Source organism: Phyllobacterium sp. 1468 (assembly GCF_031455525.1).
In the GTDB taxonomy this organism is placed as follows: Bacteria; Pseudomonadota; Alphaproteobacteria; order Rhizobiales; family Rhizobiaceae; genus Phyllobacterium.
Genome location: NZ_JAVDSX010000007.1, coordinates 178,230 through 190,587, shown reverse-complemented (window position 1 = coordinate 190,587; position 12,358 = coordinate 178,230). Strand labels below are relative to the sequence as shown.

Here is a 12,358-nt window from a genome sequence, read left to right as displayed (position 1 = left end):
TTCCGGAGTTCTCATGAACGGACCGAGCCCAGACAACAAACACCCGATGCAAGGGTTTCCTCAGGTGTGTTTCATAAAGAACACGATCACCAATCCCAACATTATCGTTGGCGACTATACGTACTACGATGATCCGGAAGATTCCGAGGCTTTTGAAAGAAACGTCCTGTATCATTTCCCCTTCATCGGAGACAAACTGATCATTGGAAAGTTCTGTGCTTTAGCCAAGGGTGTGCGCTTCATCATGAATGGTGCCAACCACAAGCTTTCAGGCATATCCACCTATCCTTTTCAGATATTCGGCAATGGCTGGGAAAAAGTCATGCCGCGACCCGGCGACCTGCCATACAAGGGCGACACCATCGTCGGCAATGACGTATGGATTGGCTATGAGGCGTTGATTATGCCGGGCGTTAGAATTGGCAATGGCGCGATCGTTTCATCGCGTTCAGTCGTCACCACAGATATCCCGCCCTATACGATCGTGGGGGGCAATCCGGCCAAGGCCATAAAGAGCCGTTTCGAGCCGGATGTCGTCAATAAGCTCGAGGCTTTGGCTTGGTGGGAGTGGCCCGCCGAAAAGATCAGCCGTAACCTGCAGCATATCGTCTCCGCCGACGTCGACGCGCTGAGTGCGTGCAGGTGATGTTAACCCTCAAGGATGCATCCTGGCGCCCTTGGTAATCTTGTCGACCAGTTTCTTTTCGGCTCGCATGGCGATTCCTACGACTTTTGCATCGTCGGGGGCGAATTGTGCAAAGACAGCGCGATTGGCCGCGTCGTGGCCAGTCGCGAACATTTCCTCGATATAGAGACAGGTTTTGATGTCGCGTTCGAGCGAACGCCGGTGAATAGTCGAAATCGTTTCCTGATCTGCCGCCAGCACAATCACAGGCTGGATGGAAAGCGGATTGTAAGTGTTTCCCGCCCTGTCACGATAAGGCTCGCCGATCACGTCGGGCGATTGCGCAACAATGCCGCTCGTCAGAAACGCCGTCACATTCAATGCCTGCCATGGGGCCATGTCGTTTCGCAACACGATTGCAATTTTGGTATCGAACATCGATATAATTCTCCGTCATTCATGGAAGAGTCGAACTTATGCAAGACGTTTTAGGCGAAGAGGCCGCGCGTGGTCTTGGACGTTTGTGCGAACTTCCCGCGCAGGACGCTATTACATCGGCGCCGTCCAATCCGGGCCTTGAGCGAATTGAAGCCCGGTTTGCCGGCAATGCCTATGATTTGCACAGGCACGACACCTATGCGATTGGTGTAACGCTGCATGGCGTCCAGACATTCTGGTATCGCGGGGAACGGCGGCACAGCCTGCCCGGCAATATCATCGTGATCCATCCGGACGAGATGCACGATGGCGCCGCCGGTACCGACGATGGCCTGCGCTATCGCATGCTCTATCTGGAACCGGCGCTGGCGCTGCAATCGCTAGGTGACCGCCAAGGTGCACTGCCATTTGTCAACGATCCTGTCATCGCTGATCCGGCGCTCCATCGCGCCTTGACCGCAGCTCTCGGCAATCTCGACGAGGAACTGGATGAACTACTGGTCGACGATGTCGTTTCACAGCTGACCCTCGGCTTGGCACGGCATGCAAGACAGCATCTCGGACGGTTGAGCGCGCCAGCGATCCGGCAAACGGAATTGGCGCGCGATTATCTCCAAGAGCACGCCTTGCGCGTTGTGCGATCGGGCGAGCTTGAAGCGGTAAGCGGCCTTGATCGCTACGCTTTATCCCGGCACTTCCGTACGCTATACGCCACGAGCCCCCATCGCTTTTTGTTGATGCGGCGCCTGCAACGGGCCCGTGAGATGATCAAGACTGGTGAACCGCTTGCCGGGATCGCAGTGGAAACGGGATTTGCCGACCAAAGCCATCTCAATCGGCAATTCAAGAAAGCCTTCGGCATGACTCCAGGACGTTGGGCTGCACTGATTGGCGTCGAACCTCCAAGAGATCTCTCGATAACTCATCCCTGATCGGTATTTCATGCAATTGTCGCATGGCAACCGGTCTGTTAGACAGGTCTCGGTCTGCGCATCGGAGCCTCATCATGACTGAAATCCAGACGCCACCCCACACCAAACACCGTCTTGTCGTCGTCGGCGGAGGTTTCGGCGGCCTGGAGGCTGTCTATAATCTCCGGAATGTCGATATCGACATCACTATCATCGATCAGCGTAACCACCATCTGTTCCAGCCGCTGCTATATCAGGTCGCAACATCGACATTGGCCACCTCCGAAATTGCCTGGCCGATCAGGCACCTTGTGCGGAAGTACAAGAACGTCAAGACTTTGCTCGGCACTGTCGAAAATGTCGATACAGCTGCCCGGACTGTGTCAACCGCGGACGGCGAGACAATTCCCTATGACACGCTGATACTGGCGACCGGCGCACGCCACGCCTATTTCGGTCATGATGACTGGGAGCCCTATGCGCCCGGTCTGAAGACACTCGAAGACGCCACGATGATCCGCCGCCGCATTCTTACAGCGTTTGAAAAGGCCGAGCGCGAGCCGGATCCTGCCAAGCGCATGGAATATCTGACCCTGGTGATCATTGGCGGGGGGCCCACAGGTGTCGAGATCGCCGGAACAATAGCCGATCTCGCGCGTGATACATTGAAGGGTGATTTCAGGGTGATAGATCCCGCCGAGGCGCAGGTGGTGCTGATCGAAGGTGGCCCCCGCGTGCTGCCTGCGTTCAGCGACGATATGTCGGCCTATGCGAAGCGGGCACTAGAGAAGCTGGGCGTGACCGTTCATCTCGGCCACCCGGTCACAGAATGTCATGCGGACGGCGTTGAATTCGGCGGCCAGTCGCTGCGCGCCAGGACCATCATCTGGGCTGCCGGCGTGCAGGCGTCTCCCGCAGCCAAATGGCTGAGCGCGCCATCCGACCGAGCCGGACGCGTTGTCGTCAATTCCGACCTGACCGCGCCGGACCATCCCGAAATATTTGTGATCGGCGATACCGCCACTGTTCCGAATGGCGGCAAAGGCACTGTGCCGGGGATTGCACCGGCAGCGAAACAGCAAGGCAAGCACATCGCTGAAACCATCAAGGCAAGGCTCGGCGGCGATCAGACGCCGCGGCCGTTCGTGTATCGCCATGCGGGAGATCTCGCGACGATCGGCAAGCGTGCGGCGGTTACCGATTTCGGCTGGATCAAACTGAAGGGCTATCTCGCCTGGTGGCTCTGGGGCCTGGCACACATCTATTTTCTCATCGGCGTGCGCAATCGATTGGCCGTGGCATTAAGCTGGCTGTGGATTTCCGTCAGCGGTGTTCGCAGCGCACGATTGATCACGCAAAGGGATCCTGTGGATGGAAGCGAAGCAGAGTCGCGCTGAATTGTTTGTCATGCGGTCGATCTGGTGGTTCTTCACAGCAGCGATGGCTCTCGCATTGGCTGGTCTGACACCCGCATTGGCATCGGAACAAACTTGCGGCAAAAGCGAGCCGATCTATTCTACTAGTGAAATCGGTTCGGCGCTTCTTGCCTGCTGGGTCCGCCCGGCAGGCACCGAGGATATGGGCGTGACATTGCGCTTTGCATTGCGGCGGGACGGTACGGTCATCGCACTGCCGCGCGTTACTTTCAGAACGCCGGGCGGCGACCGCGTCATCCAGGAGGCGTTTGTGTCTTCGGCACTTGAAACCGTCAACAAGGCAGTTCCACTGGCGATTGCGCCCGAACTGGGTGAGATCATCGCAGGCAAGCCCTTGACCGTCGTCTTTAGCGACGGCGTCAATGTCCGCATAAGCCCCGGCTATTAGAGCCCGGGGCTGTATCAGCTGTTGACGAGGGTTCTGATACCGTCCGCCACGAACTGGACGGCCAGGGCGGCGAGAATTACGCCGAGCAGTCTGGTCAATATCGAACGGCCTGTTTCGCCAAGAAAACCGTCGATGCGTTCAGCAAGGAAAAACACAGCATAGCAAGAGGCTATGCAGATCAGGATGATGCCGATCAACGCCAGTCGCGATGTGGCACTTGACAGCGTTCCAGCCAGAAGAATGGTTGCGGAAATCGCACCTGGACCGGCAATCAACGGTATCGCCAATGGAAAGGCGGCAATGTTACGGATGTGATCCTTTGTAATCGCAACCTCCGCACTTCTCTCCTTGCGCTCGTTACGCCGCTCGAAGATCATCTCGAAGGCTATCCAGAAGAGCAGCAGACCACCCGCTATGCGGAAAGCGCCGAGCGTAATGCCGAAGAGGGCAAGTATCTGCGCACCGGCAATTGCAAAAACGGTGAGAACGATAAATGCCGTGAGGCTGGACCGGAGGGCAACCTGACTGCGTTCCGCCCGGTTCATGCCCGTCGTCAGGGCCAGAAACAAGGGTGCGAGACCCGGCGGATCGATCGTTACCATGAGCGTCACAAAGGCATTGAGGATGGTGTCTGAGTACGCCACGATTTTGCTTTTCTTTTCTGTTTAAAGCTGCACCAACCCGGCCATCATGGCTGATTCAACCTACCGGATTCGCTATCCAACGTCGAGAAACATGCGATTCAGACCAGAAGTTTTTCACCGCATGAGAAATGCCATTTTATCCCATTGATTTCAAAGGGTTTTCAGCTGTGTATTAACGTGCCGTTTATTGGCTTTTGGCTTGAAAAGCCTCTATAAGATCAAAGATTGATTCTATCCGAAAGATGAGTGCCTCGTGTCTGATTTAACTCCACCCCCTGGCTCCGAAGACGATAAATCCGGACCGTCCTTCGGGATCGAGCCGATTTCCATTATCGAGGAAATGCAGCGCTCCTATCTCGATTACGCGATGAGCGTGATCGTCAGCCGTGCGCTGCCTGACGTGCGCGACGGGTTGAAGCCCGTGCATCGACGCATACTGCATGCGATGAACGAGATGGGTCTGTCGTGGAACCGGTCCTATCGCAAGTCGGCAGGTGTCGTCGGCGAAGTGATGGGTAAATATCATCCGCACGGCGACGCCTCGATCTATGATGCGCTCGTCCGCATGGCGCAGGACTGGTCGCTGCGTGATCCTTTGGTCGACGGCCAGGGCAATTTCGGTTCGATCGATGGCGATTCCCCCGCGGCGATGCGGTACACAGAGTGCCGTCTTGAGAAGGTCACGGAATCGCTGCTCTCCGATATCGACAAGGAAACGGTCGATTTCCAGGACAATTATGACGGACGCGAGCAAGAGCCGACCGTTCTACCGGCGCGCTTTCCCAACCTTCTCGTCAATGGTTCCGGTGGCATTGCCGTTGGCATGGCGACGAACGTGCCTCCGCACAATCTGGCCGAGGTCATCAACGGCTGTATTGCGCTGATCGACAATCCGGCGATCGAACTGCCGGAAATGATGGAACATATTCCAGGTCCGGATTTTCCGACCGGGGGGCTGATCCTCGGTCGTTCCGGTATTTACTCGGCTTACAGCACGGGCCGCGGTTCGATCCTGATGCGTGGCAAGGTCGCCGTCGAAAGCATGCGCGGTGACCGCGAGGCCATCGTCATCACCGAAGTGCCTTATCAGGTAAACAAGGCGACGATGATCGAGAAGATGGCCGATCTGGTGCGTGAAAAGCGCATCGAAGGCATTTCCGATATCCGCGATGAATCCGATCGCGATGGCTATCGTGTTGTGGTTGAATTGAAGCGCGACGCCGTGACGGACGTGATTATCAACCAGCTTTATCGTTTCACGCCACTACAGTCGTCTTTTGGCGCCAACATGGTGGCGCTCAATGGCGGCAAGCCGGGGCTGCTCAACCTTCTCGACATTTTGCGGGCTTTCGTCAGCTTCCGCGAGGAAGTAGTCAGCCGGCGGACCAAATTCCTGCTGCGCAAGGCACGTGACCGTGCCCATGTATTGGTTGGTCTTGCGATTGCCGTCGCCAATATCGACGAGATCATCGCACTGATCCGCCGGGCGCCAGATCCGCAGACGGCGCGTGACCAGTTGATGGAACGCCGGTGGCCCGCGAGTGACGTCGCGCCGTTGATCCAGTTGATCGCCGATCCGCGCCACAAGCTCAACGACGACAACACCTATAATTTGTCGGAAGAGCAGGCGCGGGCCATTCTCGATCTGCGCCTGCAGCGCCTTACCGCGCTCGGACGTGATGAAATCGCCGACGAGCTGAATAAGATCGGTGTCGAAATTGCCGACTACCTTGAGATTCTGGCATCGCGCCTGCGGATCATGGGGATAGTCAAGGACGAGCTCATCGCCATTCGAGATGAATTCGGTACACCGCGCCGCTCGGTATTGACCGATGGCGGCGCCGACATGGACGATGAGGACCTCATCGCCCGGGAAGACATGGTCGTGACCGTCAGCCATGCCGGCTATATCAAGCGGGTTCCGCTGGCGACCTATCGCGCACAGCGCCGCGGCGGCAAAGGCCGCTCGGGCGTTTCGATGAAGGACGAGGATTTCGTTACACGACTCTTCGTCGCCAACACGCACACGCCGATGCTGTTCTTCTCTTCGCGCGGTATCGTCTACAAGGAAAAGGTCTGGCGCCTGCCCATCGGCACGCCGCAATCGCGCGGCAAAGCCCTGATCAATATGCTGCCGCTCGAACAGGGCGAACGCATCACCACGATCATGCCGCTGCCGGAGGACGAGGCAAGCTGGGCCAATCTCGACGTTATGTTTGCCACAACGCGGGGGACGGTGCGCCGCAACAAGCTGTCCGATTTCGTTCAGGTCAATCGCAATGGCAAGATCGCGATGAAGCTGGAAGAGGAGGGCGACGAAATCCTCAGCGTCGATACGTGTGACGAATTCGATGATGTGTTGCTGACTGCCGCCGGCGGCCAGTGCATTCGCTTCCCCGTAACCGACGTGCGTGTCTTCGTCGGTCGCAACTCAATCGGCGTTCGCGGTATTTCGCTGGCTCCGGGCGATAAGATCATTTCGATGGCTATCCTTGGACACGTCGAGGCAAGTCCTGCCGAACGCTCGGCCTATCTTAAGCAGGCTGCCGCTGATCGACGCGCCCAGGGGGCCGACGATGCGGAAGAGGTCGCACTCGTTGGCGAGGAAGCAACGGACGTTGCGGACCTGTCGCCGGAACGCTATTCCGAACTGCGTGATCGCGAGCAGACTGTGCTTACAGTTAGCGAATACGGATACGGCAAACGCTCGTCGTCCTATGAGTTTCGCGTTTCTGGACGGGGTGGCAAAGGAATTCGCGCGACCGATACTTCGAAAACCGATGAGATCGGCAAGCTCGTATCCTTGTTCCCGGTAGAAGCTTCGGATCAGATCCTGCTTGTCTCAGACGGGGGGCAGCTGATCCGCGTACCGGTCAACGGCATCCGCATTGCCGGGCGCTCAACGAAGGGCGTCACGATATTCAATACAGCCGATGGCGAGAAGGTTGTTTCGGTAGAGCGGATTTCGGAAACCGAAACCGATGAAATCGAGGCTGAAACCGTACTTGAAGGTGAAGTCGTATCAACGGATACAACAGACGGCTCTGAAGAATTCTAGGGTGGTCCAGCTTGCGATCAATGATCGCGACGGGGATGATAGAAACCAAAACGGGAAGTCTTGAGAGGGGCTTCCCGTTTTTTGTTCTCTTCGATAATCATGATCAACGCTGAAACCATCATGGCAACCATCATAGCAATGCTTAGAAGAATAAACATGAACTGTCCCTTCGATCTTGCTGTCTTTCATGGTTAGCAACGTGCTAACTTCGAAATGGTTTCATCTGATTATTTCACACATAGTTGAGAGTGCCTGAATGCTTGCTGATTGCCACGTTCATCTCCCGTTCATCTGATCGATTGCCGACCATTGAAAGCGCCAGACAAAAAGGCTACGAAGCGGCATGACAATCGCGATCTATGCGGGATCATTCGATCCCATCACCAACGGCCATATGGATGTCCTGCAGGGCTCGCTCCGGCTTGCGGACAAGGTTTTCGTGGCGATCGGTGTTCATCCCGGCAAAGCGCCGCTGTTTTCCTTCGAAGAACGCGTCGATCTGATCAAGCGCGTTGCGGCTGATGTTTTCGGCAAGGATGGTGAGCGGATCGATGTTATCGCATTCGATGGTTTGCTGATCGACGCGGCGCGCAAATACGGGGCGTCTCTGATGGTTCGTGGTTTGCGTGATGGTACCGATCTCGACTATGAGATGCAGATGGCCGGAATGAACGGCAAGATGGCGCCCGAGCTACAAACGGTATTCCTGCCGGCCGATCCGGCAGTTCGCACCATTACTGCCACATTGGTTCGCCAGATTGCAGCCATGGGCGGTGACGTCCGGCATTTTGTTCCCGCTCTCGTAGCCGACGCACTCAAGACAAAATTCAAATCCTGACCCCGGAGTTTTCCATGTCCGTATTTCGCACAGCACTTCTCGTTGCTGCCGTCTCGTCCCTGTCATTTGCAACGCTGAACCCGGCCCTTGCCGATGATGCGAACACAATGACGATCAAGCTCAAGGACGGTGACGTCAAGATAGAATTGCTCCCCGATCTGGCGCCGAAACATGTCGAGCAGATCAAGGCGCTCGCCAAGGAAGGCGCTTATAATAATGTCGTGTTCCACCGGGTCATTCCAGGCTTCATGGCACAGACAGGTGACGTCCAGTACGGCAATACGGAGAAAGGCTTCAATCCGCAGGCTGCAGGCACGGGTGGTTCGACACGGCCCGATCTGCCCGCTGAGTTCTCGAAGGAACCTTTCGTGCGCGGAACAGTTGGCATGGCGCGTGCCCAGAGTCCGAATTCTGCAAATTCGCAGTTTTTCATCATGTTCAAAGAGTACCCCTCGCTGGATGGCCAATACACAGTCGTTGGCAAGGTGACGAGCGGCATGGATATCGTCGACAAGATCAAGAAGGGCTCTGAAGCTGACAATGGCGCTGTCGACAACCCGGACAAGATGCTTAAGGTCACCGTTGGTGCGGGCAAGTAATCACGCAATTCAATAAAATCAGGAGATTGCCGGATATGGCTTACAAAGATCCAGAAAACACGATCCTTCTCGAAACAACAAAGGGCGATGTCGTTATCGAACTTTATCCGGACCTCGCGCCCGGACATGTCGAGCGTATCAAGGAACTCGCACGGGAAGGCGCCTATGATGGCGTCGTCTTTCATCGGGTCATCGATGGCTTTATGGCGCAAACTGGTGATGTCAAATTCGGCAAGCAGGGCGGAAGTTCCTTCAACCCCGGCCGTGCCGGCATGGGCGGCTCGGACAAACCGGACCTCAAGGCCGAATTTTCCAATGCCAACCATGGCCGCGGCGCTTGCTCGATGGCACGTTCGCAGAGCCCGAATTCTGCCAATTCGCAGTTCTTCATCTGCTTTGACGACGCAGCATTCCTCAACCGTCAGTATACGGTGTGGGGCCAGGTCATCGAAGGTATGGACAATGTCGACAAGATCAAGCGCGGCGAGCCGGTGCAGGATCCGGATTCTATCGTTTCCATGCGCGTTGCCGCAGACGTCGAATAAGACAACATGATCTATTATGCGTGTTGATCTTTTCGATTTCGATCTGCCCGAGGAGAGCATCGCGTTGAGACCCGCAGAGCCGCGCGATTCAGCGCGGCTTTTGCTTGTGCGAGCGGATGGATCCGGGTTCGCGGACAGTCATGTCCACAAGCTCGGTGATTTTCTTCAGCGCGGGGACGCACTGGTATTCAACGATACCAAAGTGATACCGGCACAGCTTGAAGGTTTTCGTGAGCGTGATGGTGTAAAAGCGCAAATCGGTGCGACGTTGCATATGCGGACCGGACCTGACCGCTGGAAGGCCTTCCTGCGCCCGGCAAAGCGCATCAAGGAGGGTGAGCGGATCGATTTCGGCCACGGCAACAATGCCTGCCTGCTTGGATCGTTGCAGGCGACTGTCACCGAGAAAGGCGATGCGGGCGAAGCACTGCTGGTTTTTGATTTCAGCGGTGCCGATCTCGACCAGGCCATTGCCGCCGTCGGGCATATTCCGCTGCCACCCTATATTGCTTCGAAACGTGCTGACGACAGCCGCGACCGCGAGGACTACCAGACTGTTTACGCCAGGGAAGAAGGTGCCGTTGCCGCTCCCACTGCTGGACTGCATTTCACGCCCGGACTGCTGGATGATCTGAAGAAGCGCGGGATCGAAGAGCATTTCGTTACTCTGCATGTGGGCGCGGGGACGTTTCTCCCCGTCAAGGCCGACGATACTGCCGATCACAAGATGCACGCGGAGATCGGGACGGTCGATCAACGCACGGCAGATGCCCTCAACGCGGTAAAAGAACGAGGTGGAAGGATCGTTTCCGTCGGAACGACATCCCTGCGGCTGCTTGAAAGTGCAACGAGCGAAGACGGCATTATCAAGCCATGGTCGGGCCCGACGGATATCTTCATTACCCCAGGCTACAAGTTTCGCGCAGTCGACTTGCTGATGACGAATTTTCATCTGCCACGTTCCACGCTTTTCATGCTGGTGTCGGCGTTCAGCGGTTTCGAGCGGATGCATGCGGCCTATCAATATGCCGTCAAGAATAACTACCGTTTCTATTCCTATGGCGATGCAAGCCTGTTATGGCGATCCGCATCATGAGTGAAAATTTCGAATTCAAACTGATTGCCACGGATGGCAAGGCACGCCGCGGCGAGATAACAATGCCGCGCGGGACTGTGCGCACACCAGCCTTCATGCCGGTTGGCACCGGCGGGACAGTCAAGGCCATGTATATGGACCAGGTGCGTGACCTTGGCGCGGATATCATCCTCGGCAATACCTACCATCTGATGTTGAGGCCGGGCGCCGAGCGCGTGGCGAAACTTGGTGGATTGCATGAATTTGCCCGTTGGCCTGAGCCGATTCTGACCGATTCCGGCGGATTTCAGGTCATGTCGCTGGCACAGTTGCGCAAGCTGACAGAAAGCGGCGTGACGTTTCGCTCGCACATCGACGGCCGCGCCTATGAGATGACGCCAGAGCGCTCGATAGAGATTCAAGGGCTGCTGGATTCAGACATCCAGATGCAGCTCGACGAATGCGTGGCCTTGCCATCGACACCGAAAGACATCCAGCGCGCCATGGAACTGTCGCTGCGCTGGGCAGAACGCTGCAAGACTGCCTTTGGCAACCAGCCGGGCAAGGCCATGTTCGGAATTGTGCAGGGGGGTGACGTTGCCGACCTGCGTATTCGTTCTGCGCAGGCGCTCAAGGGGATGGAGCTGAAAGGCTATGCCGTCGGCGGATTAGCTGTGGGAGAGCCGCAAGACGTCATGCTGGAAATGCTGGACGTCACCTGTCCGGAACTTCCGGATGACAAGCCGCGCTATCTCATGGGCGTGGGCACGCCCGACGATATCCTGAAATCTGTGGCGCGTGGCATCGACATGTTCGATTGCGTGATGCCGACGCGGGCAGGGCGGCATGGCCTTGCCTTTACAAGGCGCGGCAAGGTCAACCTGCGCAATGCGCGACATGCGGATGATCCGCGTCCCCTGGATGAGGAATCGCCCTGTCCGGCGGCGCGCGACTACAGCCGCGCCTATTTGCATCACCTCGTCAAATCAGGGGAAGCGCTTGGCGCCATGCTGCTGACGTGGAACAATCTTTCCTACTACCAGCAACTGATGCACGGTATTCGTGACGCTATACAAACAAGCAATTTCAATCGCTTCACGGAAGAAACTCAAGTCGCGTGGGCGCGCGGCGACATACCCCTGTTTGCGTGATCAGGCGGTAACCGGCACGTCTGCCGATTGAGCATCAACCGGTTCGAACAGGTTCCTTAACCGGTCGATTGCGGCGATCTGTTCGTCCTTGCTGAGCAGATCCATCTCGAACAGTTTCAGGCTGCGTAACCCCTCGATCGTCAAAAACACCATCATTGCCAGCGTGGGATCCTCTGCATTCTCCCGCATACGCTGCAGCAGCTGCTTGTTGTATCGGCGGATTGGCTCAAGGAATCCTGGATCGTTGGCGATGGCTGCAAGAATACCGGAAGGCTCCGGTTCGTTGCAAAGAAACTCTGCCCGATAGACGGCGATGCACGCTAGAACCACGCTGTTAGGACCGTGATTTCGGGCCGCCTCTTCCTTACGCAGTGATTCGTCAAACTCCGAAACGTGCTGTTCAACGAGGGCTTCCAGCAATTTGGCCTTGGTCGGAAACGTATAGAGCAATCCTCCCTTTGAAAGACCCGCTCGTCTCGCTACGGCATCGAGTGAGAGATGCACAGGCCCGACTTCCTTGGCGATTTCGGCGGCCGCCTGCAGGATCTTATCTTTTGTAGAAAGGGTATCACTCGTCATTCCAACGCTTTCGATGCAGGGCATTTATTGCCCGTATTGACATTACCGTCCGGACGGTACAGTACATTGCG

General features: G+C 56.5%; 14 protein-coding genes. 10 read left to right on the top strand and 4 right to left on the bottom strand.

Going from position 1 to position 12,358, the window contains the following annotated elements:
• The first annotated feature begins 13 nt into the window (after nucleotides 1-13).
• Nucleotides 14-646: a Vat family streptogramin A O-acetyltransferase gene (locus tag J2X72_RS19230; RefSeq protein WP_310074590.1), complete on the top strand. Its 633-nt coding sequence runs from the start codon at nucleotides 14-16 to the stop codon at nucleotides 644-646.
• A gap of 9 nt (nucleotides 647-655) precedes the next feature.
• Here the strand turns inward: J2X72_RS19230 and J2X72_RS19225 are convergent, their stop codons facing one another.
• Complete coding sequence (locus J2X72_RS19225) at nucleotides 656-1,063, bottom strand: DUF2000 family protein (protein ID WP_210004227.1); 408 nt, start codon at nucleotides 1,061-1,063, stop codon at nucleotides 656-658.
• A 38-nt stretch (nucleotides 1,064-1,101) separates the two neighbouring features.
• Between J2X72_RS19225 and J2X72_RS19220 the strand changes: the two genes are divergently transcribed.
• The 3 genes from J2X72_RS19220 to J2X72_RS19210 all read left to right on the top strand — a co-directional run bounded on the left by J2X72_RS19220 (nucleotide 1,102) and on the right by J2X72_RS19210 (nucleotide 3,798).
• Nucleotides 1,102-1,995: an AraC family transcriptional regulator gene (locus J2X72_RS19220; RefSeq protein ID WP_210004225.1), complete on the top strand. Its 894-nt coding sequence runs from the start codon at nucleotides 1,102-1,104 to the stop codon at nucleotides 1,993-1,995.
• A gap of 74 nt (nucleotides 1,996-2,069) precedes the next feature.
• The gene (locus tag J2X72_RS19215; protein WP_310074588.1) at nucleotides 2,070-3,371 is read left to right on the top strand and encodes an NAD(P)/FAD-dependent oxidoreductase; all 1,302 of its coding nucleotides are present in this window, start codon (nucleotides 2,070-2,072) and stop codon (nucleotides 3,369-3,371) included.
• Nucleotides 3,346-3,798 carry a hypothetical protein gene (locus tag J2X72_RS19210; RefSeq protein WP_310074586.1) on the top strand — a complete coding sequence of 151 codons (453 nt, stop codon included), beginning with the start codon at nucleotides 3,346-3,348 and terminating at the stop codon, nucleotides 3,796-3,798. Before J2X72_RS19215 ends, J2X72_RS19210 begins: the two co-directional genes overlap by 26 nt.
• Before the next feature lie 14 nt (nucleotides 3,799-3,812).
• Here the strand turns inward: J2X72_RS19210 and J2X72_RS19205 are convergent, their stop codons facing one another.
• Nucleotides 3,813-4,442: a MarC family protein gene (locus J2X72_RS19205; protein ID WP_210004217.1), complete on the bottom strand. Its 630-nt coding sequence runs from the start codon at nucleotides 4,440-4,442 to the stop codon at nucleotides 3,813-3,815.
• Nucleotides 4,443-4,782: 340 nt separating this feature from the next.
• Between J2X72_RS19205 and gyrA the strand changes: the two genes are divergently transcribed.
• Nucleotides 4,783-7,500 carry a DNA gyrase subunit A gene (gene gyrA, locus J2X72_RS19200; RefSeq protein ID WP_405044745.1) on the top strand — a complete coding sequence of 906 codons (2,718 nt, stop codon included), beginning with the start codon at nucleotides 4,783-4,785 and terminating at the stop codon, nucleotides 7,498-7,500.
• A gap of 17 nt (nucleotides 7,501-7,517) precedes the next feature.
• Here the strand turns inward: gyrA and J2X72_RS19195 are convergent, their stop codons facing one another.
• Complete coding sequence (locus tag J2X72_RS19195) at nucleotides 7,518-7,658, bottom strand: hypothetical protein (protein ID WP_210004212.1); 141 nt, start codon at nucleotides 7,656-7,658, stop codon at nucleotides 7,518-7,520.
• Between the two features lie 185 nt (nucleotides 7,659-7,843).
• On the opposite strand from J2X72_RS19195, the gene coaD reads away from it, so the two are divergent.
• Genes coaD through tgt form a run of 5 tightly spaced genes read left to right on the top strand, consistent with a single transcriptional unit; the run spans nucleotide 7,844 to nucleotide 11,708 of the window.
• Nucleotides 7,844-8,338 (top strand): pantetheine-phosphate adenylyltransferase, encoded by a 495-nt coding sequence (gene coaD / locus J2X72_RS19190; RefSeq protein WP_210004209.1) that lies wholly within the window; start codon nucleotides 7,844-7,846, stop codon nucleotides 8,336-8,338.
• Between the two features lie 14 nt (nucleotides 8,339-8,352).
• A complete protein-coding gene (locus J2X72_RS19185; RefSeq protein ID WP_271898631.1) occupies nucleotides 8,353-8,937 on the top strand; it encodes a peptidylprolyl isomerase in 585 nt (194 codons plus the stop codon).
• A 35-nt stretch (nucleotides 8,938-8,972) separates the two neighbouring features.
• A complete protein-coding gene (locus J2X72_RS19180; RefSeq protein WP_310074579.1) occupies nucleotides 8,973-9,482 on the top strand; it encodes a peptidylprolyl isomerase in 510 nt (169 codons plus the stop codon).
• A 16-nt stretch (nucleotides 9,483-9,498) separates the two neighbouring features.
• Nucleotides 9,499-10,578 (top strand): tRNA preQ1(34) S-adenosylmethionine ribosyltransferase-isomerase QueA, encoded by a 1,080-nt coding sequence (gene queA / locus J2X72_RS19175; protein WP_310074577.1) that lies wholly within the window; start codon nucleotides 9,499-9,501, stop codon nucleotides 10,576-10,578.
• Nucleotides 10,575-11,708, top strand: coding sequence for a tRNA guanosine(34) transglycosylase Tgt (gene tgt / locus J2X72_RS19170; RefSeq protein WP_310074575.1), 1,134 nt, complete (start codon nucleotides 10,575-10,577; stop codon nucleotides 11,706-11,708). Before queA ends, tgt begins: the two co-directional genes overlap by 4 nt.
• On the opposite strand, the gene J2X72_RS19165 is transcribed toward tgt, so the two are convergent.
• On the bottom strand, nucleotides 11,709-12,287 hold the full coding sequence (locus J2X72_RS19165) for a TetR/AcrR family transcriptional regulator (RefSeq protein WP_310074573.1): 579 nt from the start codon (nucleotides 12,285-12,287) through the stop codon (nucleotides 11,709-11,711). It abuts the gene before it with no gap.
• Nucleotides 12,288-12,358: the final 71 nt, after the last annotated feature.

Excerpts from the sequence above, each read along its gene's own strand:
- J2X72_RS19185 (WP_271898631.1), top strand. The coding sequence starts at position 8,353 with ATGTCCGTATTTCGCACAGCACTTCTCGTTGCTGCCGTCTCGTCCCTG.
- J2X72_RS19165 (WP_310074573.1), bottom strand. The coding sequence starts at position 12,287 with ATGACGAGTGATACCCTTTCTACAAAAGATAAGATCCTGCAGGCGGCC.
- J2X72_RS19225 (WP_210004227.1), bottom strand. The coding sequence starts at position 1,063 with ATGTTCGATACCAAAATTGCAATCGTGTTGCGAAACGACATGGCCCCA.
- tgt (WP_310074575.1), top strand. The coding sequence starts at position 10,575 with ATGAGTGAAAATTTCGAATTCAAACTGATTGCCACGGATGGCAAGGCA.
- gyrA (WP_405044745.1), top strand. The coding sequence starts at position 4,783 with ATGCAGCGCTCCTATCTCGATTACGCGATGAGCGTGATCGTCAGCCGT.
- coaD (WP_210004209.1), top strand. The coding sequence starts at position 7,844 with ATGACAATCGCGATCTATGCGGGATCATTCGATCCCATCACCAACGGC.
- J2X72_RS19230 (WP_310074590.1), top strand. The coding sequence starts at position 14 with ATGAACGGACCGAGCCCAGACAACAAACACCCGATGCAAGGGTTTCCT.
- J2X72_RS19210 (WP_310074586.1), top strand. The coding sequence starts at position 3,346 with ATGGAAGCGAAGCAGAGTCGCGCTGAATTGTTTGTCATGCGGTCGATC.
- J2X72_RS19215 (WP_310074588.1), top strand. The coding sequence starts at position 2,070 with ATGACTGAAATCCAGACGCCACCCCACACCAAACACCGTCTTGTCGTC.
- J2X72_RS19195 (WP_210004212.1), bottom strand. The coding sequence starts at position 7,658 with ATGTTTATTCTTCTAAGCATTGCTATGATGGTTGCCATGATGGTTTCA.
- J2X72_RS19220 (WP_210004225.1), top strand. The coding sequence starts at position 1,102 with ATGCAAGACGTTTTAGGCGAAGAGGCCGCGCGTGGTCTTGGACGTTTG.
- J2X72_RS19180 (WP_310074579.1), top strand. The coding sequence starts at position 8,973 with ATGGCTTACAAAGATCCAGAAAACACGATCCTTCTCGAAACAACAAAG.
- queA (WP_310074577.1), top strand. The coding sequence starts at position 9,499 with ATGCGTGTTGATCTTTTCGATTTCGATCTGCCCGAGGAGAGCATCGCG.